The sequence below is a fragment of the Agromyces bracchium genome (assembly GCF_009709675.1).
In the GTDB taxonomy this organism is placed as follows: Bacteria; Actinomycetota; Actinomycetes; order Actinomycetales; family Microbacteriaceae; genus Agromyces; species Agromyces bracchium.
In genome coordinates this window covers 26,437-52,314 of the sequence record NZ_WMLB01000042.1, presented here as the reverse complement: position 1 = coordinate 52,314, position 25,878 = coordinate 26,437, and the positions used below count along the sequence as shown (strand labels likewise).

Sequence of the window (25,878 nt, the reverse complement as noted above, 5' to 3'; positions counted from 1 at the left end):
GCCGCCGCCCCGCGCCTCAGAACAGGCGCCGCTGCGCGACGACCTCCGCGCCCTCGAGCTCGAGCAGCCGCCGCTTGCGGTCGAGGCCGCCGGCGTAGCCGGTGAGCGAGCCATCGGCACCGACGACCCGATGGCAGGGCACGAGGATGCTGATCGGGTTCCGCCCGACGGCCCCGCCCACGCGCCTGGCGAGGTTCCGGTCGCCGAGTCGCAGCGCGAGCTCGCCGTACGTGACCGTCGACCCGTACGGGATCTCGCGCAGCATCCGCCACACCGCGTGCTGGAAGTCGTCGCCCGTCGGCGCGAGCGGCAGGTCGAAGCGGATGCGGCGTCCCGCGAGGTACTCGTCGAGCTCCGCGCCGAGCCGGCTGAACAGCTCGTCGCCGCGCGCGTCGACCTCGACCCCGAGCGCGTCGGCGGCGGGCGGATGCCAGTGGCCCGGGAAGTACAGCCCGGCCAGCCCGTCGGCGTCGGCGACCACGAGCAGGTCGCCGAGCGACGTGCGGAGCGTGGCGTGGCGGCGGGGCATGCGACGATTCTCGCGCGTCCGTGTTCCCGCAGCGCGCCATCCGTCGGCGGGAATCGGACCTGACGCTCCGCGGAGAGGCAACGGCGCGGCGCAGTCCAGCGCATGACAATCCGCCTGATGCGCCCGGGAGAGCGGCCATCCGCCGGATCCTCATGCAGCAGTTGCCGACGCGCCAGGAGACACGGTGCCGCTGGCCCGAGCAGCGCATGAGAATCCGCCCGATGCGCCCGTCAGGGCGCCCATCGGGCGGATCCTCATGCAGCAGGGTGCCGACGCGCGGTCGGCGGCGCCGCCTACTTCACCGTCACCTTCACCGGCTTCGACGCCGTCTCGCCGTTCGCGTTGGCGAACACGGCGACGATCGTGTGCACGCCGGGCGCGACATCCGTCAGCTGCACCGTCGCCGACTGGGCGTTCGGCGTGTCGGCGACGAGCGACCCCGAGCCCACGACCTCGCCGTCGAGCTCGAACCGGTACGACGTCGCGTTCGTGCCCCACCAGAGGTCGGCCGTCACGGTGAACGACGACTTCTTGCCGTTAGCGTTGTCGTGGCTGACGACGGGTATGCCGGGAGCGGCATCCGTCACCTGCACGGTCGTCGACGTCGTCGCCGTCGTGCCGATCGCGTTGATCAGCTCGCCCGTGTAGACGTACGTGCCGTTCGGCTTGCCCTCGACCGTGAGCCCCGTCGTCTGCGGAAGCCCACCCGAGGCGTCGAGCACGCGCGTCAGCACGAGCTCGCCGTTCTCGTAGAGCCGGAAGATGCTGCCCGGCGTGCCCGACCACAGGTTCATGACGACGTCGTAGTTCCCGTCGTGCAGGCCGTGCTCCCAGCCGCTCGTGTTCGACAGCGTGCCGCGGCCGGGGGCGGATGCCGCGCCCGTGTCGGGCACGACCAGCAGCGTCGACGAGGCCGACGACGCCAGTCCGGCGTGGTTCGTCGCCGTCACGACGACCTCCACCTCGCCCGCGAGGCCGAACTCCGCGAGGTCGACCGTCGCGTCGGGCGCGACCGCCTCGCCGCCGATCGTCACCGAGACCGAGCGGATGCCGCTCTCGGGGTCGTCGGCGGTGATCGCCAGCTGCAGCGGGTCGCTGTCCACGACCGTGCCGGACGGCAGTCCGTCGATGGCCGGAGCGGTCTCGTCGGGTGCCGGCGCGTTCGCATATGCGATCGACGGCATGGGCGGCTCCGCCATCCCCGCACCGATGAAGAACGACGGGTGCGGCGGCTGGTTGTACGACGTGTTCTGCCACGCGACGGCCTGCCGGTACTGCGAGTCGTGCATCAGCGTCGGGATGCGGTGCTCCGTGACATCCGTCGTCGTGTAAATGCGGAGGGCGTCACCGGACTGGTGCCGGACCACGAGCTCCTCGCGCCAGTCGCCGAACAGGTCGGCCTGGAGCATCGGGGTGCCCTTGGTCGTGTTGTTCGAGTACATGCCGTCGGCGCGCAGCAGCTCGACCTCGGTGTTCGTGGCCGGATCCCACTTCGAGATGGTCGGCACGCCCGCGCTGACCGCCTCGGAGTAGTCGTGGTCGGTGATCTCGCGAGTGAGGTCGCCGTCCCACCAGGTGACGAAGTTCGCCGCCGGGATGTCGGTCGCGATCTCCTCCCCGTCGGCCGTCTTCAGCGAGCCGACGGGCGAGTTCCACGCAGCGTCGCCGCCGACGCTCCACGCCTCGGCGCCCGGATGCGTCGGGTCGATGTCGGCGGCGGCGCCGCGGCCGGTGTCGCGGTTGCCGTTCGTCTGCCAGACGATCTCGCCCGTCTCGCCGTCGCGGAACGATGCGATGATGCCGCCGTTGCCGCTCGGCGACTCGTGCACGCCGAACACCTCCTGGCCCGGGCGTGCCGGGTCGAGGTCGCCGACGTGCAGCGCGTCGCCGTGGAACAGCCGCGTGTTGTAGAGCGGCGTGCCGTCGTCGTCGATCGTCATGGCGCCGAACACGACCTCGTCGAGGCCGTCGCGGTCGACGTCGGCGGTGACGAGCTGGTGGTTGCCCTGCCCCTCGTACGACGAGCCCGCTTCGTTCGAGTCGAAGGTCCAGCGCTCGACGAGCTCGCCGTCGCGGAAGTCCCACGCCACGAGCACCGAACGCGTGTAGTAGCCCCGCGTGAACAGCAGGCTCGGTCGCTCGCCGTCGAAGTACCCGACGCCCGCGAGGAACCGGTCGACGCGGTTGCCGTACGTGTCGCCCCACGAGCCGACGTTGCCGCGACCCGGCAGGTAGTCGACCGTGTCGAGCGCGGCGCCGGTCGCGCCGTCGAACACCGTGAGGTACTCGGGGCCGCTCAGCACATAGCCGCTCGAGTTGCGGTAGTCGGCTGCGGCGTCGCCGATCACGGTGCCCGTGCCGTCGACCGTGCCATCCGCCGTCTTGAAGCTCACCTCGGCGCGGCCGTCGCCGTCGAGGTCGAAGACCTGGAACTGCGTGTAGTGCGCACCGGCGCGGATGTTCACGCCGAGGTCCATGCGCCAGAGCTTCGTGCCGTCGAGCTCGATCGCGTCGAGGTAGACGTTGCCGGTGTAGCCCGACTGCGAGTTGTCCTTCGCGTTCGACGGGTACCACTGGAAGACGAGCTCGTACTCGCCGTCGCCGTCGAGGTCGCCGACGCTCGCGTCGCCGGGCGAGTAGGTGTACGCCTGTCCGGCGGGCGTCGTGCCGCCGGCGGGCCGGTCGAGCGGCACGTCGAGGAACTGGTCGCTCCACACGCCGAAGTCGTCGGTCACCGAGACCTCGCGGCCGTCGACGTCGACCGTCACGAGGTAGGTCGAGTCGGCCGTGCCGTCGGGGTCGACGAGGTTCGTCGCGCCCGTGACGGGCTCATCCGTGATCTGCTCGCCGTCGCGGTAGACCGTGAAGCCGAGGTCGCGGTCGTCGAGGCCGAGCAGGCGCCAGCCGACGTAGACGCCCTCGCCGTCGTCGAGCTCGACCGCGACCGGCGCGCGGTCGAGGTACTCGGCCTGGCGCACGAGCGTCGTCGCGACCTCGGTCGCGTGCGTCTCGGACGTCTCGGACGTGCCGCCCGCGTTCAGTGCGACCAGCCGGTACAGGTACGGCCGCGTCGTGAGCACGTCGGCGTCGGTGAACGTCGGCTCGTCGACGGTCGCGACCTGCTCGAACGGGATGTCCTCGCGCGTCGACCGGTACACCTTCCACAGCACCGCGTCACCCGGGTCGTTCCACGCGATGGTGAGCTCGTCGCGCGCGATCGCGGTCGTCTCGATGCCGGTCGGCGTCGCGGGCACCGCGACATCCGGGTCGACGACGGATGCCTCGATCGGCTCGCTCGGCCGCGAGACGCGCTGGCCCTTCACGGTCGCGACCGCGTACTCGTACGTCTCGCCGAGCGCGACGGTCTCATCGGTGAACGTGGTGGTCGCGCCATCCGCCACCCGGGCGAGCTCGGCGAGCTCGCCACCCGGCGCCGCGCGGAAGACGGCGTAGCCCGTGGCATCCGTCACGCCCTGCCAGTCGAGGGTGACCGAGAGGTCGCCGTCGGCGTCGATGGCGGATGCCGCGAGGCCCGCCGGCGCCGCGAGCGGCGTCTGGATGCGGATGCCGTTGATGCGGCCGTCGCCGCCAGGGACGCGGATGTTCAGCTGCCCGTCGGCGACCTCGATCGCCTCGAAGAACTGCTCGTGGATGGCGCCGCTCGACGTGCGTGGACCCGAGAACGCGGTGCCCTCGACGTCGAAGTTCGTGGTGTTGCCCGCGATGAGGTCGCCCGCCCAGGTCGTGACCTCGTAGGTGCCGTTCGGCACGTCGACCGCGAAGGCCTGCGTGTTGCCGATGGTGAAGTCGCGTGCCATGAGGTCGTCGCCGCCGCGGTCGCGGAATCCGTTGGAGGCGGGCGCGGTGGTGAAGCCGTAGCCGCGTTCGGCGGTGTAGGCGGTGCCGGGGTTGACGCCGGTCCAGCCGGCGGCGACCGGGGTGGACGGACCGCCGAAGTCGAAGGCGAGGTCGACCTCTCCTTCGGCCGCGGCGGCGGGTGTCGTGGTGAGGACGGCGCCGGCGACGAGTGCCGCGCCGGTGATCCCCGCGATGAGTGGCCGCGCGCGGCCACGTCGAACGTTCGGACCCACTGGATCTCCTTCGATCGGTGTCTAGGGTGTTCGCGTTCGCGGCGTCCGTGCTCGCCACGGTTCGTTGGGAAAGCGATTTCCCGCTGAATCGTGTCAATCCTCGCGCGCCGGGGGCGATGCCGTCAAGGGTCGCTGACTCCTGCCGCGTGTCGGCTGGCTCGGCACGCCTGCGCAGGTGCCCGGCCGAGGACTCCCCCGCATTCGCAGGACCAGCCGGCCGATAGGCCCCCCAGAGCCCCCACCCCGCAGCTCATCCTGTTTTCGCCGCCACACGGCCGACGCACGGCCGAGCCAGCGCCCCGCAGCACCATCGCATTCGCAGGACCAGCCGGCCGATGCGCCCCGCACAGCCCCCATCCCGCAGCTCATCCTGTTTTCGCCGCCGCCCGGCGGACGCACGGCCGAGCCAGCGCCCCGCAGCACCATCGCATTCGCAGGACCAGCCGGCCGATAGGCCCCCCAGAGCCGCCATCCCGCAGCTCATCCTGTTTTCGCCGCCGCCCGGCGGACGCACGACCGATCGGGGCCGCCATTCGCTGCTCGCCAGACCACCGCTGCCTCGCCCTCCGGGCCACCCCGGACCCGGCCTGCCCGCGGTCGGAGTAGCCTGCACCCGATCGGAGCGCGCCGCGGCGCGCCGGGCGCCGCGCGCCGCCTCCGCATGAGGGAACGGGGGCCCATCATGCTGTCATCACAGTTGTTCGCCGGCGACGCCCTGCTCGAGCTGATCGTGAGCGGTGCGCCCGACCGCATCTCGCAGACGCGGAACCGGTTCGATCCGGCCGTCGGCAAGGTGCAGCAGGCGCTGCTCCTGTGGCAGCCCGACGTGCTGCCGCTGCACGGCGCCGACGGCGAGTACGGCGACGAGACGGAGGCCGCGGTCGTCCGCTTCAAGGTCGAGGAACTCGGGGTCCCGAACCCGTTCCCCGACGTGGGGCCGCTCACCGTGCAGCGCCTCGACGCGATCGCGCTCGCGGCCGAGCAGCCGGCGCCCGCGACGGTGCGGGTGCGGCACGACATCTGGGCGCTGCAGCCGACGGCGGATGCCGCGTGGCATCCGTTCGTCGATGCGTACGAGCGGGCGGTGGCCGCCCTGCGCGACCCGGGCCAGGCGGCCCCGGCGCGCTGGGACTACCAGGCGGCGCTGCACGGCACGCCGTTCGCGACCGGCGACCCGCTCCTCGCGAACTGCCAGCACGGCACGTGGTACTTCCTGCCGTGGCACCGCATCTACCTCGCGCACTTCGAGCGGATCCTGATCGACGTGATCGCGGGCCTGCCCGAGGTCGACGACGATACGAAGGCGACCTGGGCGCTGCCCTACTGGAACTACCACCGGCCGGCGACGGCGTTCCTGCCGCATCCGTTCCGGACGCCGCTCCGGCCCGACGGCGCGCCGAACGCGTTGTTCGACCCGGCGCGTACGCTCGTCGACACGCTGATCGACCCGGCGTCGCTCGACACATCCGGATGGCTCGACCGCACGCTGCCCTTCAGCGGCGCGTTCAGCGCGGCCACGAACACGACGTTCGGCGGCGAGCGCACGCCAGCGACCCACCAGGCGGCGGGCGGCACCGGCCAGCTCGAGCGTTCGCCGCACAACGCGGTGCACAACGCCGTCGGCGGCAACATGCTGAACCCCGCGGTCGCGGGCCGCGACCCCGTCTTCTGGCTGCATCACGCCAACATCGACCGCCTCTGGGAGGTGTGGCGTGTGACCCAGGGCGTCGGCCGCGACGAGATCCGGCCCGCGTACCTGGACGAGCCGTTCCCCTTCCTCGAGCTCGACGGGGCCGTCGAGCCGTGGCATCCGTCGGACGTGGCAGACACCGCGCCGCTCGGGTACGCGTACGCCGACCTGTCGAAGCCCGCGCCGGTGTTCGTGCTCGGCGTGCTGCAGCCCGAGTGGGTCGACGCGCTCATGGGCGTGTTCGCGCCGGTGCCCGTGCCCGTCGGGCCGGGCGGCGCGCCGGTGCCGCCGGGGCCGCCCGAGCCGGTCGGCGGCGGCTTCGGCGTCGCCGAGGGCGAGGGCGGGGCGGATGCCGCGCCGCGGCGCCGCGCGCCCGACGCGGGTGGGCCCGTGGCGGGTGGGCCCGCCGGACCCCCCGCCGAGCCGCCGCGCGAGCCCGGCCGCGAACCCCTGCCCGAGCCGGAGCCGCGCCGCGTCGAACGCATCGGCGCACTCGACCGCACGCTGCGCCTGAGCGGCGGCGAATCGCCGACGTTCGAGCTTCCGCTCGACGCGCCCCCGCCGCCGGTTCGGCGCGAGCCGGCCGACCGCGGTCCGTTCGGCGTCGCGGAAGACGAGGAGGCGGGCCCTGCGGAGCCGCCCACGCGGTACTTCATCCGCGTCGAGCACGTTTCGGTCACGCGGAACTCCGACCGGATCTACTCGCTCTACCTCGACCCCGATGGCGACGACCCCGAGGCGGCGAGGTTCGTCGCGACGCTGCCGACCTTCGGCGCCGAGCGGGCCGACGAGCCCGACTCCGAGCACGGACTGTCGTTCACGTTCGAGATCACGGAGATCGTCGAGGACCTCATCGCGGCCGGCACCTGGAACCCGTCGGTCGCGCGCGTGACGCTCCGCCTCGGCGGCGAGGCCTCCGACCGGTCGCCCGACCCGGAGCTCTCGATCGGCAGCATCGACGTCTTCGCGGGGTGACGGATGTCGGGTCTCGACGTGAGGGCGATCGGCGCTGCCAGGCGCGGTGCCGGTGCAGCGCCGCGCGCGGCGGGCGCGACGGCCCGGTTCGGCGATGCGGCGCCGCGCGGTGTCGGCGCGCCCGGCGCTCGATCCCGCGCGCCGACGACTCCCCGCGCGCACGCGCCGTTCGGACGATTCGGCGCGGGTCTGCGCGCACTGCGGCGCGAGGAGCTCGCCGTGCTCGGCGTCGCCGCGACGGCGTGGATCGGGTGGTTCGCGATCGCGGTCGCGACGGATGCGACCTCCGGTTCGGGCGGAACGCCGGGTCACCGGCATCCGCCGCCCGGACTCGGCTCGCCGGTCGGCGCCGGCTCACCCCGCGCCGACGCGTCGACAGGTACCGGTGCGGATGCCGCGGCCTCGCCGCTCCCTGCCGCCGACGCGGCGGGCCTCGCCGAGGTCGCCCCGGCCCTCGCGATGTGGACCCTCATGGTCGCGGCGATGATGCTCCCGACGGTCCTGCCGCTCGTGCGGTACGTCGCCGACGTGAGCCGCCCGGCCCGGCGCGCGCCGATGGTCGCGACCTTCGTCGGCGCCTACCTGGCGGCATGGTCGGTCGTCGGCGCCGCGGTCGTCGGCGCCGCGCTCGTCGGCGCCGCCATCGCCACGACCGGTCTCGCAGCCAGGCCCGGTCTCGGGCCCGCGCCGCGGGCCGCCCTCGTCGTCATGATCGTCGCGGCCGCGCTCTGGGAACTCACCCCGGCCAAGCGCCACGCGCTCGCGCGCTGCTGCCGAACGGCACCGATCCGGCTTCGAGGTGCGGCGGCGTACGGCTCGGCCGCCGCGCTCGGCCTCCGGAACGCGGGAACGTGCGTGATCGCGTGCGGCCCGGCCATGGCGGTGCTGGCGCTGGCGGGACATCCGCTCGTCGCCACCGTCGTCGTCGCCGCGCTGCTCACGGGCGAGAAGCTCTGGCGCCGCGGAACGCAGCTCCGGGCGTGGGCGAGCGCGGCCGGGCTGCTGCTCGCCGCGGCCGCCGTCTTCGCATGAGCTCACGACGTCCGCGTCGCGGGGGCCGTGGCATCCGCTCGCCATGACCGTCGTACCACCTGCCGCCGCAGGGGTCGCGCTCGCCTCGCTTGACGAAGGCGAGTACGCAGGACGACACGAGTCAACCCGCGGCGGATTCACACGGCGGGCATCGCGCGGCTCATCCTGCGAACCCGCACAGCGGTCCGATCTGCGAGCGCCGCGCGTCATGGGGACTCATCCGAACCAGGTGGAGAAGTGAACGCGGAATACCTTTCCACCACGTTCGAGAACGGAACCATCGGGCGATCGGGCGCGGCCGCCACGCCGATCGCGCTGCCCGCGCTGCCGCGGCATCCGCCGATCGGACGGCGCAGGACCAAGTCCCCGTGATCACCTGACCGCGGCCTCCAGACTCGGAGACGGGGCGCCGCGTCGATGCCGGGCCCTCGATCCCACCGATCCACAGGAGGAACATCATGCGTGCAGCCGTCGTGACGGCGTTCGACCGGCCCGTCGACCTCGAGGACCGGCCGATCCCGGAGCCGGGACCCGGGCAGGTGCTCGTGCGCCTCGAGACGTGCGGGCTCTGCCACACCGACATCCACGCGATGCGCGGCGACTGGCCGGTGAAGCCCGGCCTGCCGTTCGTGCCGGGGCACGAGGGCGTCGGCATCGTCGAGAAGGTCGGCGAGGGCGTCACCTCGCGGTCGGTCGGCGAACGTGTCGCGATGCCGTGGCTCGGGCACGCCTGCGGCGAGTGCCGCTACTGCGTCTCGGGACGCGAGAACCTCTGCGAGGCACAGCAGAACACCGGGTATTCGATCGACGGCGGGTACGCCGAGTACGCGATCGCCGACGCGAAGTTCGCGTCGCCGGTGCCCGAGGGCGTCTCCGCCTTGGATGCCGCGCCGCTGACCTGCGCGGGCGTCACGACGTATGCGGCCGTGAAGAACGCCCGGGTCGTGCCCGGTGAGCGTGTCGCCGTATTCGGTGTCGGCGGTCTCGGCCACCTCGCGGTGCAGTACGCGCGGCTCGTCGGCGCCGAGGTCATCGCTGTCGACATCACCGAGGAGAAGCTCGACCTCGCCCGCGAACTCGGCGCCGACCACACCGTCGACGCGTCGAAGGTCGACCCGGTCGCGGCGATCGCCGAGGTCGGCGGGGCGGATGTCGCGATCGTCCTCGCCGTCGCGCCGCAGGTGTTCGACCAGGCGTTCTCCTCGCTGAACCGCGGCGGTCGGATGGTGCTCGTCTCGCTGCCCGCGGAGGGCACGCTCACCGTTCCCATCTTCGACACCGTGCTGAAGGGCATCTCGATCATCGGCTCGATCGTCGGCACCCGTCAGGATCTCGCCGAGGTGTTCGCGCTGCACGCGCTCGGGCGCACGCGCGTGGTCGCGGTGCCGCGGGACCTCGGCGACGTGAACACCGCCGTCGACGAGGTGCTGCACGGCGACGTTCCGGCCCGGCTGGTGTTCGAGTACGGCGCGAGCTGACCTCCTGCGCGCCGGGCCGTCTGCCGCGGTGCCCGGGGCGGTGCGTTCGCCGCCGCCCGTCCGCCGGACCGCGCAGTTCGCAGGATGAGACGTGCGATGACCTCCCGTGAAGCGAGATGACGGGGCTCATCCTGCGAACTCGCACCATCACGCCCCGCCGGGGCCCCGCTTGGGCCCGCCGGGCCGATCGGTTCGTAGGACGAGCGGTGCCATGGGTCTCGCTGGTGACCTCTGACGCAGCTCATCCTGCGTATTCCGGAACCCCGACAGTGGCAGATCGTTGAGTTCGCAGGGTGAGCCGTGCCACGGCCTCGCCGGGACCCGGGGTGACGCGGCTCATCCTGCGTACTCGCTACCGCCCGGCCGCGCGCCCGCCGTCCTGCTGCGTCGGCGCCTTCGCCTGAGCGGATGCCGCGGCATCCGCTCGCGCGCCGACCGGCGTGTGGCCGGGCGACGCCAGCCACTCGTCGAACGTGATCGTGGCGCGGTCGGCGTCCGCGCCGCCGCGCAGCACGCCCGACGCCGAGGCCCGCCCGTACGCCCCGGGCAGCGGGAACTCGACGATCGCACGGCTCACACCGTCGCGGGCGAACATGCGTCGCACCATCTCGACGAGCCGCTCCTCGCGCGGGCCCGTGAGGTCGCGCGCACGACCGACGGCGCCGCCCTCGGCGAGCGCGACGAGCCGTGCCCCGACCTCGCGCGCCGCCACCGACCGGTACCGCCCGACCGGAATCGGGGTGATCAGACGACCGAGCGAGAGCCGGGCCGTCACCTGCTCGGCGAACTCGTGGAACTGCGTCGCGCGCAGGATGGTGTGCGGCACCGGGCCGGACTCGATGAGGCGCTCCTGCGCGTGCTTGCCGGCGAAGTACGACGCCTCGACGCCGTCGATGCCGACGATCGACAGTGCGACGTGATGGCGCACGCCGGCGTCGCGCTCGGCGGCGAGCAGGTGCTCGGTGACCGCGGTGAAGAATGCGCGCGACCGCTTCGCCGCGGTGGTCTGCACGCTCGTCACGTCGATCACGGCGTCGATGCCGTCGAGCGCGGCAGCCAGTGTCGCACCCGCGGGTCCGGTGCCGCGCTCGAGGTCGTAACCGGCGCGGCGGGTGAGCGACAGGATGTCGTGCCCGCGGGCTTCCGCGGCGGCGACGGTATGGCGTCCGACGACACCGGTCGCCCCGGCGATAGCGATCCTCATCGGGTCACCTCCGTCGTGGGGGCGGCGATTCGGCCCGAGGGCGGGGCGGATGCCGCGGGGCCCGAGCCTCGGGCGTGCGGCGCGCGGCCCGCGGCATCCGCTCCGGTCGCGGCATCCGCTCGGCCCTGGTCGCGCCCCGGGATCAGCAGGAGGACGCCGAGCACGAGCGCGAACGTGAGGGACGTGATCGCGGCGATGTCGTCGGCGACGCCCTGGTGGCCGAGGTGCGTGACGTGGTAGCCGAGGTGCAAGGCACCGAAGGTCGTCCAGGCGAGGCCGAGGATGCGGAACACTACCGGGCTCCGCCAGACCAGCCCAGCGACGCTCGCGACGCCCAGCCCGAGGTAGAAGGCGCCGACGTCGCGGATGAGGTGCTCGTTGAAGGCTCCGTCGGTCGAGATCCAGGTGCCGAGGATGCCGGGGAAGGAGTCGTAGAAGGATCGGGGCGCGAAGAACGCCCATCCGCCGACGATGAGTGCAATGGCCGCCGATGCTGCGAGCGCGGCCGTGTGGATTCTGCTCATGCACACTCTGACGAAACAGCGGGCCGAAGTGTGACGAATCTCACGGTTCGGGGCGCTGTGTCGTCATGCTGGGTGGGAGGGAATGGGAATGACGATGACGGATGACCCGGAGCGCGACGCCCACGGCACCGACGCGCGAGAGGACGACGGCGACGGCGACCCGCGGGATGACGCCCGCGCCGAGCTCGCCGACGTGATCGACGAGCGACGCCGGCTGCTCGCGCTCGCGTACCGCATGCTCGGCACGACCGGCGAGGCAGAGGACGCCGTGCAGGAGACGTACGTGCGCTGGTATCGGATGTCGGATGCCGAGCGCGATGCGATCGCGAATCCCGCGGGCTGGTTGACCCGCGTCGCGGGGCGCGTGTGCCTCGATCTGCTCGGCACCGCGCGGGCGCGGCGCGAACGGTACGTCGGCCCGTGGCTGCCCGAGCCGCTGCCGGCCGGGTACTTCGCTGCGGGCTCCGGCGCGGCCGCGACATCCGCCCCCGCCGTTTCCGCCGGTGTCGCCGGCGGATCGGTCACCGCCCAGACGGACGCCGCACCCGACCCGCTCGACCGCGTGACCCTCGACGAGGCGGTGAGCAGCGCGCTGCTCGTCGTGCTCGAGGCCATGACGCCGCCGGAACGGGTGTCGTTCGTGCTGCACGACGTGTTCGCGGTGCCGTTTCCCGAGATCGCCGAGATCGTCGGCCGCTCCCCCGCCGCGGTGCGCCAACTCGCGACCTCGGCCCGGCGCCGCGTGGCCGCCGAGCGTTCCCGTCAGGTCTCGCGCGCTGAGCACGATGCCGTGGTCGCCGCGTTCGCCGCCGCCACGCAGGCGGGCGACCTCGCCGCCCTCACCCGCGTGCTCGACCCCGACGTGACGCTCCGCTCCGACGGCGGCGGCCTCGTCTCGGCGGCCCGCAAGCCCGTGTTCGGCGCCGAGAACGTGGCGCGGTTCCTGCTGGGCCTGCTCGCCAAGAACCCGGCCGACCGGGTCGAGCCGACGGCGACGACGGATGGCACGGGCTTCGCGGTGCTCCGCGACGGCGTGGTCATCGGCGTCGTCAACCTGAACGTCGTCGCCGGCCGCGTCGCCGACCTGTGGATCGTGATGAACCCGGAGAAGCTGGGGGCGTGGCGGGACTGAGGTGCTTCGGCTACCTCGGCCCTCAAAGCGAATGCGGGTCGCGCAGCGTCGAGACTCCGAGGTCCTCCTGGTCGGCGCGGAAGCGATCGAGATCGATCGAGGCAACCATGCGCGATCCCGCGTCGAACTCCGACCTCGACACGAAGGTGCGCTCAGAAAGGGGGATGAATCGCCCGATCGCGTGCCCATCCCGCGTCAGCATGATCGCCTCCCCGCGTTCCATCGCCTCCAGAACCCTGCCCGAGCTTCGGCGAAGCTCGCGTCCCTCGATCTCACCATGCGGCATGGTCGAAGAGTAACGCCACCGTGGCCTGCGCTCCAGAATCATCACGACCCCACCGCTCGCCGCACCACCACGCGATCGACGAGCCGCTCGACGATCGTGCCCTCGGGCAGCACGCCGGCGATCGCCACGAGGTTCCATGCCTGAGCGACCGCGTCGAACTCGCACGTGCACCCGAGTTTCCGCTTGAACCGGTGCGTGGCGTCGAGACAGTCGACGTACGCCGCGAAGTCGAGATCGGACATCGTTCGCACGACCGCGGTCGTCGTGACCCCGTCGCTCGTCATGCCGCGGAACGTGCGGCCGCAGTCGCACGAGCCGTACGGATGTCGCGCGCTGTAGGGGCACGCCTCGATCATGTGGACGAGCTCACCCTCGACGCACCGCATGACGTCGGTCGATCTCGTACCCTGGGCCTCGCCGGTCGCGACCAGCACCTTCATGTTCCACTCCGAGCCCGGCACGAGTTCACGAGTAAGTACGCCCCACGCTAGGCGGCCCCTCCGACATCGCCGGCCGAAGCGTCTACGTCGGAGCCTCGGCCACCGTGCCGACTCGGCCAGGCCGCCACCCGTTGACGCCCCGTCGAACCCCGACGAGGCTGACCCCATGGCCGACCCCACCCTCGCGAACTGGCGCCGCGTCGACGACTACCTCGCCGCGGCCCTGCTCGACGACGATCCCGCCCTGACCACCGCCCGCCGCGACTCCCTCGCCGCGGGCCTTCCCGCCATCGAGGTCACCCCACTCGCGGGCCGGCTCCTCGAGTTGCTCGCCCGCATGACGGGAGCCCGACGAGTGCTCGAGATCGGCACGCTGGGCGGCTATTCGACGATCCACCTGGCCCGTGGCATCGGGCCTGAGGGTCTCGTGGTGACGCTCGAGCTCGAGCAGCGGCATGCCGACGTGGCGCGCGCCAACCTCGAGCGAGCGGATGTCGCGGGCCGCGTCGAGATCATCGTCGGCCGCGCCGCCGACACGCTGCCGCACCTCGCCGAGCGGCTCGCCGAGCACGGACGCGCCGACGCCGCCGCCGACCCCTTCGACCTCGTCTTCATCGACGCCGACAAGGAGTCGAACGCGCTCTACCTCGACTGGGCGATCCGGCTGGGGCGCCCGGGCACGGTCATCGTCGTCGACAACATCGGCCGCGCGGGCGAGGTCGCCGAACCCGACAGCGTCGACCCGATGGTGGTCGGCACGCAGCGCGGCCTCGAACTGCTCGGCAGCGACCCGCGGGTGGATGCCACGGCGCTCCAGACCGTCGGCGCGAAGGGGTGGGACGGGCTCGCGATCGCCCTCATCCGGTAGGCGACGCGCGGGTGCGACTGCGAGTTCGCAGGATGACACGCCCGATCCATCCGCCCGCGCCCCCATCGCCCGGCTCGTCCTGCGAATTCGACCGAACGAGCACCCGCGGGGTGGACACCTTGCACGGACTCGACGCCGCCCGCCCGACCCCGTCCTACGCTGGCGGTGGAATCGACCGGGAGGGGTGGTGAGTTCCATGACTGCGACGAAGCAGTGGAGCGTCACCGTCGACATCGACGAGCAAGAAGACAGCACCTGGGCGCACGTCAGCCTGCGCACTCCGGCAGGGATGGACGTGACCGGCGACGGCCACGCGCAGCGCAATCCGCTCGATCCGAGCGTGCCCGAGATCGGCGACGAGCTCGCCGTGTCGCGCGCGCTGCGCAACCTCGCCGAGCGCATGCTGCACACCGCGGAGAAGGACATCCGCGGCGCGACCGGCCAGCCGGCGCACCTGCATCGATAGGTGCGAGCAGTCGCCGCCTGCGCCGATGAGGTGGCGATGACGGATGCCGCGGCGCGCCCGCGCACGCCCGGTCGACTCTGCTCCGACGCGGCGAGTCCGAGTGTGCTGCCGGCCGGCCGACGGTGTCGCGTTCGCTCATGTGCACGACCGTGCACATGACGAAACCGGCAACGGTCGGCCGGGACGTCGCGGGGCCATGCGGAGCCGCAGGACCTGCACGGGGCGGGGCGGCCCGCGGGGCGGCCCGGCGCGCCGCCCGGGCGGAGCCGCGGGACAGGCGCGGCGCCGGACGGAGTCGCGCCCGGGCCCACCCTCGCCGTCATACGCACGAAACATTCATCGGTTCTCGACGCAGTCCGCCGATCAAGGTGACCATTTCCGGCCGAATCGGTTAATTCCAGCGATTCTTTCGCCCTGATTTGGCAAAGTCGCACCCGAGCCGTGAGGCAACCTCGATTCACCGGCACCGATCCCGCCGGCCCCATCGCCTCACGACATCGAAAGGGAGTCCACCGTGACCACGAACATCCTCTGGCTCTCCGACCTCGGCCTCGACGACATCGGGAAGGTGGGCGGCAAGAACGCCTCGCTCGGTGAACTCATCCACAACCTCGGCGCCGCCGGCGTGAACGTCCCCGAGGGGTTCGCGACCACGGCCGACGCGTTCCGCAGCTTCCTCGCGCAGACCGGCCTCGAGGACCGGATCGCCGCAACGCTCCTCGGGCTCGACAGCTCCGACACGCTCGCCCTGGCCCGCGCCGGCCGCACCATCCGCGAGGACATCATCGCGACCCCGCTGCCCGACGACCTCGAGTCCGAGATCCGGGGCGCGTACGCGACCCTCACCGAGGGCGAGGACCCGGCCGACCCGGTCTCATGGGCCGTGCGCTCGAGCGCGACCGCGGAGGACCTCCCCGACGCATCCTTCGCCGGCCAGCAGGAGACGTTCCTCAACATCCGCGGCATCGACCAGATCCTCCAGGCCGTGCACGAGGTGTTCGCGTCGCTCTACAACGACCGCGCGATCTCGTACCGCGTGCACCACGGCTTCGCCCACCTCGACGTCGCGCTGTCGGTGGGCATCCAGCGGATGGTGCGCAGCGACCTCGCCTCGTCGGGCGTGATGTTCACCATCGACACCGAGTCGGGCTTCTCGAACGCGGTGCTCATCACGTCGGCGTACGGCCTCGGCGAGGGCGTGGTGCAGGGCGCCGTGAACCCCGACGAGTTCGTCGTCTACAAGCCGGCGCTGAACGCGGGCCGCCCCGCCATCCTGAAGCGCACGGTCGGCGAGAAGGCCACGAAGATGATCTACACGAAGTCGAAGCACGTCGGCCGCACGGTCGAGTTCGTGCCGGTCACGCCGCCCGAGGCGCGACGCTTCAGCCTGACCGACGCCGAGATCGAGGAGCTCGCCCGCTACGCGGTCAGCATCGAGAAGCACTACGGCCGGCCGATGGACATCGAGTGGGCGAAGGACGGCATCGACGGACGCCTCTACATCGTGCAGGCCCGCCCCGAGACGGTCGTCGCCCGTCGCACGGGGCGCACCGAGCGATTCGTCCTCGGCGAGCGCGGCACGGTCGTCACGGAGGGTCGCGCGATCGGGCACAAGATCGGCGCCGGCCCGGCGCGCGTGCTCTCCTCGATCGAGGACATGCACGAGTTCAACCCGGGCGACGTGCTCGTGGCCGACATGACCGACCCCGACTGGGAGCCGGTGATGAAGATGGCGTCGGCCATCATCACCAACCGCGGCGGCCGCACCTGTCACGCGGCGATCATCGCCCGCGAGCTCGGCGTGCCCGCCGTCGTCGGCACGGGCGATGCGACATCCGCCCTCATCGACGGCCAGCAGCTCACCGTCTCGTGCGGTGAGGGCGAGACCGGGTACGTCTACGAGGGCACGCTCGACTACTCGATCGAGTACACCGACCTCGGCGACCTGCCCGAGATCCCGACGTCGGTGATGATGAACGTCGGCACGCCCGAGCAGGCCTTCAACTTCGCGCAAACCCCGAACGACGGCATCGGCCTGGCCCGCCTCGAGTTCATCATCAACCGTCAGATCGGCATCCACCCGAAGGCACTGCTCGACGTCGACGACCAGGCGCCCGAGGTGGCAAAGGAGATCCGCAAGCGCATCGCGCCGTACGCTGGCGCGCGCGACTTCTTCGTCAAGCGCGTCGCCGAGGGCGTCTCGACGCTGGCGGCCGCGTTCGCTCCGGGCCCGGTGATCGTGCGGATGTCGGACTTCAAGTCGAACGAGTACGCCAACCTGGTCGGCGGCGACCGCTACGAGCCCGACGAGGAGAACCCGATGCTCGGCTTCCGCGGGGCGTCGCGGTACGTCTCGCCGGGCTTCCGGGAGTGCTTCGACCTCGAGTGCCAGGCCCTGAAGTTCGTCCGCGACGAGATGGGGCTGACGAACGTCAAGATCATGATCCCGTTCGTCCGCACGATCGCCGAGGCCGAGGCCGTCATCGCGGCGCTCGCCGAGAACGGGCTGGTCCGCGGGCAGAACGGCCTGCAGGTCGTGATGATGTGCGAGGTGCCGAGCAACGCGGTGCTCGCGCACGAGTTCCTCAACCACTTCGACGGCTTCTCGATCGGCTCGAACGACCTCACCCAGCTCACGCTCGGCGTCGACCGCGACTCGGCCGAGATGGCGCGCGTCTTCGACGAGCGCGACCCCGCGGTGCTGAAGATGCTGAGCATGGCGATCGAGGCGTGCGTCTCGCGCGGCAAGTACGTCGGCATCTGCGGCCAGGGCCCGAGCGATCACCCCGACTTCGCCGAATGGCTCATGTCGCAGGGCATCTCGTCGATCTCGCTCAACCCCGACACGGTCGTCGAGACCTGGCAGCGGCTGGGCCGGATGGAGGCCGCGAAGCGGGAAGCGGCGCTGGTCTGAGGGCGGCCAGCCCGAGCCCGGTCTCGGAGCGGCAGCGGATGCCTCGGGGCCGCGTCGGTGCGGACGCACTCGCGCGGCCCCAGCATCAGATGGTGATCGGACCGGGAATGAACGGGGTTCGCATCCGAATGACGAGATCGTTCATGCACGACACGAAGCGATGCGAGGTCACCGGCACCTCGGAGAGATACCACGTCGGCACCGCAGCGCCCGCCTCGATGAGCGAGCCCAACCGGACGATCGGACCCTCGATGTCGAACAGCACCGCCCACGGAGCAGTCGTTCGCCGTCAGCGACGGAAGCGACGTCGACGGATCGCAATGCACCTCGCATCGACTCGGCGCGAGTGCGAAGCAGCTTCCCGGTGGAGTTGAGCGGTTCCAGTGACTCGGTACTCGCCTCGTACGGGACGGATGCCGCCACGATTGTGACGACGGCGAGCACCAGCACGCCGGTCGCGGCCCCTGCCGCGACGGCGGCGCCCGCGAACATCGCGATCACGAGCGCGACGAGGCTGCCCGCGCCCGCGATGACTGTCAGGATGCGGCCGACGCGCGACGGCGCACCTCGAGGTGCGGGGTCGGCGCGACCGAAGTCCGCGCGATACCGCGCCATGCATCGCGCGGACGACTCCGCCAGTCGCTCCTCGAGCATCGACGTCCGGATGAGTTCGACCCGATCACCTCGACGCGGGACGCCGGCGAACAGCGCACCCAGGAGTTGCGTGCCCGGTTCCTGGGCCGATCGCAGAAGGTCGACCGCGCCCGAATCCCGCGTGCATTCGAGGAGGAGGTCAGCCGGATACGTTGCGTCGCCGGCACGAACGTGGGCCAACCGGCGATCGACGTGACGATCGGGCCCTCCCGAGCCATCCCGCTCAGCACCATCACCGCGCTCATGCGCCACCATCCCCGGCATCCGCCGGGATCACACGGATGCCGCCACGCTGCGCACGCTACGCCGACGACACCTGTGCCGCGAGTCCCTTGAGTCGGCGGGAGAACGGGCTCGTGGTCTCGCGGGGCAGCCACCCGGTCGGGGTCCGAATGTGCTCGGTTCCGCACAGGCCACCTCGTCCCGACTGACCACACGCGCACCTCAGCTCGTACCGTCGCCATCGTCGCCACCGAGGCCGAGGATGCCGTCGGCGAACCTCCACCCGCGCTCGGCGGTCACCGTCGCGGAGGTGGCTTCGACCGCGAGCGTATCCTCACGGTCGGGACCGGCCATCCGGAATGCCTTCGCGATCGTTGCGACATCCGCGATGAAGGTGGTCGGTGAGAATCCGCCATCCGCTCGATACCAGTCGGGAGTGGTGCCGGCCTCGTCCGCGTTCCGCGCGAAGCGGGAGATCACGGCGGGCCATCGGAACAGCACCGCCCACGGGAGGACGCGACTGCCGTCGGCCCGACGCTCGGAGTCTGCGACTGCGAGCGCACGAGGTGTCGCATTCTGGCGCAGTCGGAGGCCTTCGCTGTTCAGCGTGGCCCACCGCGGGACGACGTAGATCCAGCAGTACTAGGCGACTGAACCCATCACCAATGCCGCGGCTGCGACGAGTGCCTCCTCCGGCCGATTCGCACGTGAGAGTACCACCAGGCCGGCGATGAACGCGAGGAGGTCGAGCGCGAACAGGGCCCTGCGCCATCGCTTCGGCACCGTGTCGACGTACGAGCGCGCGGCCTCCCGCGCGCCGGATCGCCCGACCTTCGCAAGACGTGCACGTGTCGCCGCGCTCGGCGCACCGGCAGCCTGGACGCCGTGCGCGAGCCGATGGCCGAACAGCGCTCTCGCGACAGCCGCATCGTCGTCTCCGGCGAGCGCGGCCGCCTCCACGGCCGTCGGATCTCCGATGAGTTCGAACCTGATCCGGTCGTGGCCACCGCCGATGTCCGCGCTGGACACGTGGTGGATGACGATGATGCCTCGCTCCGCGATTCGGAGGATCGTGGCGGCGACCCACCAGTCCGAGACGGACCGGGTGACGAGCGCGACCGGGATGATGCCGGCCGCTTCCGGGTCTACGGTCGCATCCACGCTGTTCGTGATCGTTCCCGCGAGCCAGAGCCTCCTCACGATGACGGTACCGACGATGGTGAGCACACCCGCCAGAACGCCGACTTGGGCTGCCCCGAGCGCGAACGTGCTCCCTCCGGTTGCCGCCCCAAGAGTGGCTGCACCCGTTCCGACCACGACTACCCCGGCGATGACGCCTGTCATCCCGGCCGGGGCGATCCTCCGCCCCACGGCCAACAGGCTAGACCCGCCGGCGTCGCAATCGCGAGGCTCGCTCAGACCAGCTCACTGCGCCGGGTGCGACCGACCTCGGCGACTCGTTCGACCAGCGCTGCCGACGGCATCACCGCCCCCGAGAGGTACGAGTTGAGTCGCGTGCGACTCGTGCCGATGCGCGCCGCGAGGTCGCCCTGGCTCATGTCGGTCTCGAACGCGAGCATGCGGAGTCGTTCGATGACGCGCTGCTCGGGCGTCTGACGGGCCCCCTCGAGAGCGCTTCGGAGCAACTGCGCCGAACCTCGGGACTCGGCCAGTTCGAGGGCCTCTTCGAGGTCGGCCGCGACCGGGCCGTACGGAGCGACCCGGATCGCGAGGATGATCTTCCGCCAGTCGTCCACGCCGCCGCGGTCGATCGCGGCGAGCATGCCTTCGGCACCCCACCGGTCGACGGGGTCCTCCGGCGTCACCTCGAGGTTGCGGAATCGCAGGGCCATCTCACACCCCCTCCGATCGGTCGCCCGCCCGGACCGTGATGGCGGCAGCGAGCGCCTGGCATGCTGCCGTCACGTCGTTCCAGTCGTGCCAGCGCGGGTTCAGGCCTTTGTATCCGGCGAGCCGCCGCGTCGTGCTGGCGTCGCGCGGTGAGGGATCGGCGAGTTGACGCACGAGTTGGTCGCGCACCGGCCGTTCCGACGCGGGCTTCGTGTCATCCGCGTAGTAGGCATCGATGTCGGCGAGTACGTCTGCCGCGCGGTCGACCCCATACCGCGCAGTGAGCGCGGCGACGTCGAGGTAGTCGCGAGTCTGGTTGCGGCGCACGATGAGGAATCCCTTGACCCGGAGTGTCTCCGCGAGGGTCGGCACCGCGACGCTCCGGCCGGACGGCAGATCGACGCGCTGCGTCTCGAGCGGTCGGGTGCGGATCAATTGGCGGATGCCGGTCTCGATTCCGCCGAGTTCACCGAGGATGATCTTGCCCGGCACGAGCCGATTCGTCACGAAGCCGCCTTCGCGTTCGAGCGCGTCGAGCAGCACCTCGAAGCGGTCCCGCAGATCGGCGACCACGTGGTCGTGGTCATACGAAGCGCGATGCCGCGCGTAGCGCGCTGCCACCGAACCGCGAACGGTCACAGTGTCGGGCACGAGTTCCTGCAGTCGGGCCGCCGACTCGAGGACGAGCCGAAGGTCGGGGTGGATGTCCGCGAGTTCCGGCGACCCGCTGCTACGGTCTTCGCCGTCCATCCGAATTAGTGTATCTGATCCGATACATATCGTCATCGGGTGACGGCGATCGGCACGGTGTTCGCCCGCGCGTCCCTGCGCGTATCGCGTCGCTCAGCGCACGTCGCAATATGTACATATTTCTGTACATTTTGGCTACAATCGACCCGTGACCCCACGTCAGCTCGACGACCTCGCCGACAGCCCGGTCATGCCGGTCGCCGTGGCGCGCGCCGGCCTCTCGGGCCTGCTCCGCGAGTTCCGAGCTCGTGGCGCGGAAGCGCGCCCGGTCGTCATCGGGTCGCACCGAAAGCCCGAGGCGGTGCTCGTGCCGTTCGCAGCGCTCGGCACGCCCTCCTCCGCCGTCGAGCGCGCACCGGAACCCGTGCTCGACCTCCTCCACCGCCGCAAGCCGCTCATCGAGCGACTCGCCCGCGCGAATCGCATCCGCTCCGTGCAGGTGTTCGGCTCGGTGGCGCGCGGCGACGAGACCGAGGACAGCGACGTCGACCTCCTCGTCGATCCCGACCCCGATGCGTCGCTCTTCGATCTCGCCCAATTCGAGCTCGACCTGGAGTCGCTGCTCGACCGAGCGGTGGATGTCGTGTCGCGTCGCTCGCTCGACCCGAAGCGCGATCGTGCCGTGCTGGCCGAGGCCGTCGACCTGTGAGGCCGGCCGCCCGCATCGACCGCTGGCTCGACGACCTCAGCGCGACGCTCGAGACCGCCTCGACGCTGGTCGCGCGCGGTCGCGACGACTTCGGCCGCGACCCGGCGATCCCCCTGGCGTTCGAGGCCCTGTCGAATCGCGTCGGCGACCTCGCGAAGCGCCTGGTCTCCGCGGACCCGTCACGCTTCAGTGACCCACTCTGGTCGCAGGCCGCGCGCAACCGCGACTTCGTGGTGCACCACTACGACCGCGTCGACGCCGACGGGCTTTGGGTCACCGTGTCGCGCAGCTTCCCCGAGTTGGCAAGGCTCGTCGAGCGCATCCGCGCCTGATCGGCGCGGTGATCGCGGCATCCGGAATCAAATGTCGGGGACCATGTCGATCGACCCGCTCGTCGTTCGACGTCTGAAGTGAGGGCGACCTCCGCCCGCTCACGAGAGGACAGAGCGATGACCCAGTACTTCCTGACCATGCCCCGACGAGCCGACGATGGAGTCGATGCAGGCCATGGACCCGGCCGAGCTCGCGGCCGTGATGGCCGCGGTCGACGAGTTCAACACCGCGCTCGTCGAGTCTGGCGCGTTCCGGTTCGCCGGCGGACTGCACCCGCCGTCGACGGCGAAGACCGTGGATGCCTCGGGCGCCGAGCCGCGCGTGCTCGACGAGCCGTTCGTCGAAGCGCCGCTGTACGTCGGCGGCTTCTGGGTGATCGAGGCCACGAACGAGGCGACGGCCGTGGAGTGGGCGACGCGCGCCTCGCGGGCCCTGCAGACCCCGATCGAGGTGCGGGCCCTGCAAGGGGAGTCGGAGGCGTAGGCCGACCACCGCACCGCGTCGGATGCGGTCATGCGTTTCGGTCAAGTGCACGACCATGCACATGAGCCGGAACCATGGGCGTCCACCTCCGCGCCGTCGATCCCGAGCAAGGCCGGTTCACCTTCGCGCGGCATCGCTGGAAAGGAGTGTCCGCCACGCGCAGCCCAGGCGCAGTCAATGGCATGTGCGTTCCGCTGAATCCTTGTCCCGATCAGTGCAGAACGCACATGGTCACCCGGTCGGGCGGTGACTACTTTGAGTCCAACCAGTCCCCCCAAACTCGAAGGACGCTCATGTCTCGCATGGTTCACGCTGACGACTTCGCGCTGTCGCGCGTCACCCGCGGCGCACAGAAGCATTGGTTCGGCATCGCAGTGCAGCGCTTCGGGCAGGTCTCCGCACTCTCGCAGTTCCTGCTCGGCGCCACCCTCGGCTACAGCATGACCTTCGGCGAAGCCGCCCTCGCCCTCCTGCTCGGGTCGATCATCCTCGAGGTGATCATGTGCATCGTCGGCATCATCGGGCAGAAGGAGGGACTGAACACCGCCCTCCTGGCCCGCTGGACCGGGTTCGGGGAGATCGGCGCATCACTCGTCGGGCTCGCGATCGGCATCAGCCTCATCGGCTGGTTCGGCATCCAGTCGGCGATCTCGGCGGAGTCGCTCGACGTGCTCCTGCCGGGCGTCATGCCCATCTGGGCCTGGAGCCTCCTGTTCGGCCTCGCCGTGACCGCGATCGTGGCGTTCGGCTTCAAGGGCATGCAGTGGCTCGCGAACATCACGGTTCCGCTCTTCCTCATCCTCGTGGGCTGGTCGATCATCAGCGAGCTCGCGAACCACGACATCGTCGAGCTGCTGACCGGCCCCGCCCCGGGCCCGACCATGACCGTGTGGCAGGGCACCGGCATCGTCGCCGGCGGGCTCATCGTCGGCGCGATCATCACCGCCGACATGACGCGCTTCAACCGGTCGCGAGCGGATGTCGTCAAGCAGACGGTCGTCGGCGTGACCCTCGGCGAGTTCGTGATCGGACTGGCCGGCGTCCTGCTCGCCCACGCCGCGGCATCCGGCAACATCGTCGCGATCGTCACCTCGTCGATCGGCTTCGTCGGCCTGATCATCGTGATCACCGGCACCCTGAAGATCAACGACTGGAACCTGTACTCCTCCACGCTCGGCCTCGTGAACTTCATCTCGACGGCGTTCAACCGCAACCTGCACCGCGTGACCACCACGATCGTGCTCGGCGTGGTCGGATCGATCCTCGCCGCCGTCGGCATCCTGGGTCAGTTCACCGAGTTCCTCATCATCCTCGGCGTCGCGTTCCCGCCGATCGCGGGCATCATGGTGGCCGAGTACTTCATCGTGAAGCGCTGGCGCGGCGACCTCGACGCGACGCGCGAGGCGGGCTCCCTCCCGGCGTCCGCGCCGCGGATCGTGCCGGCGACGATCATCATCTGGGCGATCTCGGCCCTGGTCGGCTACTTCGTCACCTGGGGCATCCCGCCGGTGCTCTCGCTCATCACGTCGATGGTGCTCTACGTGATCGCCGGCAAGCTCGGCTGGGTCCGCGGCATCGGCTCGGCGCGCACCATCCAGGCCGAGGGATCCGGTGCGGCGGACGGCGGCACCGACGCGGCGCGTGCAGCGGACGCAGCCGACGCCACCGCGACCTCCACGTCCACCGCCACCACGCGCTGACCCGGCGGCACGCTGAACCCGGTCACCCCAACCAGACGAAACGGAAGCGACACCATCATGCACATCGGCATCGACGTCGGCGGCACCAACACCGATGCCGTCCTCATGGACGGCACCACCACCCTCGCAGGCGTGAAGCACTCGACCACACCGGATGTCACGACCGGCATCGTCCAGGCGATCGAGGACCTGCGCTCGATGCACCCGTTCGAGGGCGGGCAGATCGACGCGGTGATGATCGGCACGACGCACTTCATCAACGCGCTCGTGGAGGCCAAGCGGCTGGCCCCCACCGCGGCCCTGCGGCTCGGGCTGCCTGCGACGAAGGCGCTCCCGCCGCTCGTCGACTGGCCCGAGGCGCTCGCCCAGGCGATCAGCGCGAGGAGCTACCTCGCGCACGGCGGCTACGAGTTCGACGGCCGCCCGATCTCGCCCCTCGACCCCGACGAGCTCCGCGCGCATGCGGCCGACATGAAGGCCAACGGCATCCGCTCGGTCGCGATCTCATCGGTCTTCAGCCCGGTCAACCACGACCTCGAGGTCGAGGCGGGGCGCATCATCGCCGAGGAGCTCGGGCCGGACGTCGCGATCTCGCTCTCGCACGAGATCGGCCGCATCGGCCTGCTCGAGCGCGAGAACGCGACGATCATCAACGCGGCGCTCCGCGAGCTCGCGTCGGAGATCGTCGACGGCCTCACGGCCGCGGTCCGCAAGCAGGGCATCGACGCGCAGATCTTCCTCAGCCAGAACGACGGCACGCTGATGGACGAGGACTACGTGCGCCTCTACCCGGTGGCGACGTTCGCGTCGGGCCCGACGAACTCGATGCGGGGCGCCGCCATCACGAGCGGACTCGAGACGTGCGCCGTGGTCGATGTCGGCGGCACCACCGCCGACATCGGCCTGCTCATCAACGGGTTCCCCCGCGAGACCGCCAACGAGGTGAAGGTGGCGGGCATCCGCACGAACTTCCGTATGCCCGACGTGCTCTCGATCGGCATCGGCGGCGGCAGCATCGTCGACCCCGAGACCGGCGAGGTCGGGCCCGAGTCGGTCGGCTACCGGCTCACCACTGAGGCCCTCGTCTTCGGCGGCTCCACCCTGACGGCGACCGACATCGCGGTCGCCGCAGGCCGCGCCGAGGTCGGCGACCCGTCGAAGGTGGCGCACCTCGACCCCGCGCTCGTCTCGAAGGTGCTCGCGCGCATCGCCGAGCGCGTCGCCGAGGCGGTCGACCGCATGCGCACCTCGCCCGAGCCGATCCCCGTGGTCGCGGTCGGGGGCGGATCGATCCTCCTGCCCGAGCTGCTCCCGATGTTCGGCAAGGTGCACCGGCCCGAGAACTACGCCGTGGCGAACGCGATCGGCGCGTCCATCGCGCAGGTCGGCGGCGAGATCGACAAGGTCTACGCCATCGAGCCCGGCCGGCGCGAGGAGGCCCTCTCCGAGGTGCGCGCCGAGGCCGTCGACAAGGCCATCGCCGCGGGCGCCGCACCCCGATCGGTCGCGATCGTCGACTTCGACGAGGTCCCGATCCCCTACCTGCCGGGCAACGCCACGCGAATCCGGGTCAAGGCCGTCGGCGACCTCGACATGGCGGTGTGACG

The 25,878-nt window shown here is 71.3% G+C and carries 23 protein-coding genes; 12 read left to right on the top strand and 11 right to left on the bottom strand.

Features of this window, described 5'->3' with window-relative positions; genetic code table 11:
* Positions 1-16 precede the first annotated feature (16 nt).
* Both GJ743_RS17275 and GJ743_RS20285 read right to left on the bottom strand, forming a co-directional pair.
* Positions 17-529: a methylated-DNA--[protein]-cysteine S-methyltransferase gene (locus tag GJ743_RS17275; RefSeq protein ID WP_155053146.1), complete on the bottom strand. Its 513-nt coding sequence runs from the start codon at positions 527-529 to the stop codon at positions 17-19.
* A gap of 293 nt (positions 530-822) precedes the next feature.
* A complete protein-coding gene (locus tag GJ743_RS20285) occupies positions 823-4,620 on the bottom strand; it encodes a rhamnogalacturonan lyase family protein (RefSeq protein ID WP_155053145.1) in 3,798 nt (1,265 codons plus the stop codon).
* Positions 4,621-5,302: 682 nt separating this feature from the next.
* Here GJ743_RS20285 and GJ743_RS17265 point away from each other — a divergent pair.
* The 3 genes from GJ743_RS17265 (at position 5,303) to GJ743_RS17255 (ending at position 9,795) form a co-directional block, all read left to right on the top strand.
* Positions 5,303-7,285: a tyrosinase family protein gene (locus GJ743_RS17265; protein ID WP_155053144.1), complete on the top strand. Its 1,983-nt coding sequence runs from the start codon at positions 5,303-5,305 to the stop codon at positions 7,283-7,285.
* 18 nt (positions 7,286-7,303) lie between these two features.
* The gene (locus GJ743_RS20280) at positions 7,304-8,317 is read left to right on the top strand and encodes a copper chaperone (protein ID WP_196217044.1); all 1,014 of its coding nucleotides are present in this window, start codon (positions 7,304-7,306) and stop codon (positions 8,315-8,317) included.
* 458 nt (positions 8,318-8,775) lie between these two features.
* Positions 8,776-9,795 carry a zinc-dependent alcohol dehydrogenase gene (locus GJ743_RS17255; protein ID WP_155053142.1) on the top strand — a complete coding sequence of 340 codons (1,020 nt, stop codon included), beginning with the start codon at positions 8,776-8,778 and terminating at the stop codon, positions 9,793-9,795.
* 352 nt (positions 9,796-10,147) lie between these two features.
* Here GJ743_RS17255 and GJ743_RS17250 read toward each other — a convergent pair whose 3' ends face one another.
* Positions 10,148-10,999, bottom strand: coding sequence for an SDR family oxidoreductase (locus tag GJ743_RS17250; protein WP_155053141.1), 852 nt, complete (start codon positions 10,997-10,999; stop codon positions 10,148-10,150).
* Complete coding sequence (locus GJ743_RS17245) at positions 10,996-11,523, bottom strand: hypothetical protein (RefSeq protein WP_196217043.1); 528 nt, start codon at positions 11,521-11,523, stop codon at positions 10,996-10,998. Before GJ743_RS17245 ends, GJ743_RS17250 begins: the two co-directional genes overlap by 4 nt.
* A gap of 88 nt (positions 11,524-11,611) precedes the next feature.
* Here GJ743_RS17245 and sigJ point away from each other — a divergent pair, with 88 nt between their 5' ends.
* A complete protein-coding gene (gene sigJ, locus GJ743_RS17240) occupies positions 11,612-12,655 on the top strand; it encodes an RNA polymerase sigma factor SigJ (RefSeq protein ID WP_230386884.1) in 1,044 nt (347 codons plus the stop codon).
* A gap of 22 nt (positions 12,656-12,677) precedes the next feature.
* Here sigJ and GJ743_RS17235 read toward each other — a convergent pair whose 3' ends face one another.
* Complete coding sequence (locus GJ743_RS17235) at positions 12,678-12,941, bottom strand: type II toxin-antitoxin system Phd/YefM family antitoxin (RefSeq protein ID WP_155053139.1); 264 nt, start codon at positions 12,939-12,941, stop codon at positions 12,678-12,680.
* Between the two features lie 41 nt (positions 12,942-12,982).
* Positions 12,983-13,381: a DUF7715 family protein gene (locus GJ743_RS17230; protein ID WP_155053138.1), complete on the bottom strand. Its 399-nt coding sequence runs from the start codon at positions 13,379-13,381 to the stop codon at positions 12,983-12,985.
* Positions 13,382-13,547: 166 nt separating this feature from the next.
* Here GJ743_RS17230 and GJ743_RS17225 point away from each other — a divergent pair, with 166 nt between their 5' ends.
* The 3 genes from GJ743_RS17225 (at position 13,548) to ppsA (ending at position 17,629) form a co-directional block, all read left to right on the top strand.
* Positions 13,548-14,249 (top strand): O-methyltransferase, encoded by a 702-nt coding sequence (locus GJ743_RS17225; protein WP_155053137.1) that lies wholly within the window; start codon positions 13,548-13,550, stop codon positions 14,247-14,249.
* Positions 14,250-14,445: 196 nt separating this feature from the next.
* On the top strand, positions 14,446-14,715 hold the full coding sequence (locus GJ743_RS17220; protein ID WP_155053136.1) for a DUF1876 domain-containing protein: 270 nt from the start codon (positions 14,446-14,448) through the stop codon (positions 14,713-14,715).
* A gap of 514 nt (positions 14,716-15,229) precedes the next feature.
* A complete protein-coding gene (gene ppsA, locus GJ743_RS17215; protein WP_328289309.1) occupies positions 15,230-17,629 on the top strand; it encodes a phosphoenolpyruvate synthase in 2,400 nt (799 codons plus the stop codon).
* An 85-nt stretch (positions 17,630-17,714) separates the two neighbouring features.
* On the opposite strand, the gene GJ743_RS17210 is transcribed toward ppsA, so the two are convergent.
* The 5 genes from GJ743_RS17210 to GJ743_RS17190 all read right to left on the bottom strand — a co-directional run bounded on the left by GJ743_RS17210 (position 17,715) and on the right by GJ743_RS17190 (position 21,106).
* Complete coding sequence (locus GJ743_RS17210) at positions 17,715-17,894, bottom strand: hypothetical protein (RefSeq protein ID WP_155053135.1); 180 nt, start codon at positions 17,892-17,894, stop codon at positions 17,715-17,717.
* An 833-nt stretch (positions 17,895-18,727) separates the two neighbouring features.
* The gene (locus GJ743_RS17205; RefSeq protein WP_155053134.1) at positions 18,728-18,985 is read right to left on the bottom strand and encodes a hypothetical protein; all 258 of its coding nucleotides are present in this window, start codon (positions 18,983-18,985) and stop codon (positions 18,728-18,730) included.
* 162 nt (positions 18,986-19,147) lie between these two features.
* Positions 19,148-19,876, bottom strand: coding sequence for a hypothetical protein (locus GJ743_RS17200; RefSeq protein ID WP_196217042.1), 729 nt, complete (start codon positions 19,874-19,876; stop codon positions 19,148-19,150).
* 44 nt (positions 19,877-19,920) lie between these two features.
* The gene (locus tag GJ743_RS17195) at positions 19,921-20,358 is read right to left on the bottom strand and encodes a helix-turn-helix domain-containing protein (RefSeq protein ID WP_155053132.1); all 438 of its coding nucleotides are present in this window, start codon (positions 20,356-20,358) and stop codon (positions 19,921-19,923) included.
* 1 nt (position 20,359) lies between these two features.
* Positions 20,360-21,106 carry a hypothetical protein gene (locus GJ743_RS17190; protein ID WP_155053131.1) on the bottom strand — a complete coding sequence of 249 codons (747 nt, stop codon included), beginning with the start codon at positions 21,104-21,106 and terminating at the stop codon, positions 20,360-20,362.
* 148 nt (positions 21,107-21,254) lie between these two features.
* Here GJ743_RS17190 and GJ743_RS17185 point away from each other — a divergent pair, with 148 nt between their 5' ends.
* From GJ743_RS17185 to GJ743_RS17165, 5 genes are all read left to right on the top strand, one after another.
* On the top strand, positions 21,255-21,755 hold the full coding sequence (locus tag GJ743_RS17185) for a nucleotidyltransferase family protein (RefSeq protein ID WP_328289308.1): 501 nt from the start codon (positions 21,255-21,257) through the stop codon (positions 21,753-21,755).
* Positions 21,752-22,087, top strand: a complete 336-nt coding sequence (locus GJ743_RS20275) for a HepT-like ribonuclease domain-containing protein (RefSeq protein ID WP_155053130.1) — start codon at positions 21,752-21,754, stop codon at positions 22,085-22,087. Before GJ743_RS17185 ends, GJ743_RS20275 begins: the two co-directional genes overlap by 4 nt.
* Before the next feature lie 157 nt (positions 22,088-22,244).
* Positions 22,245-22,571, top strand: a complete 327-nt coding sequence (locus GJ743_RS17175) for a YciI family protein (RefSeq protein WP_230386883.1) — start codon at positions 22,245-22,247, stop codon at positions 22,569-22,571.
* A 293-nt stretch (positions 22,572-22,864) separates the two neighbouring features.
* A complete protein-coding gene (locus tag GJ743_RS17170; protein ID WP_155053129.1) occupies positions 22,865-24,271 on the top strand; it encodes a purine-cytosine permease family protein in 1,407 nt (468 codons plus the stop codon).
* A gap of 57 nt (positions 24,272-24,328) precedes the next feature.
* Positions 24,329-25,876, top strand: a complete 1,548-nt coding sequence (locus tag GJ743_RS17165) for a hydantoinase/oxoprolinase N-terminal domain-containing protein (RefSeq protein WP_155053128.1) — start codon at positions 24,329-24,331, stop codon at positions 25,874-25,876.
* The last annotated feature ends 2 nt before the right edge of the window (positions 25,877-25,878 follow it).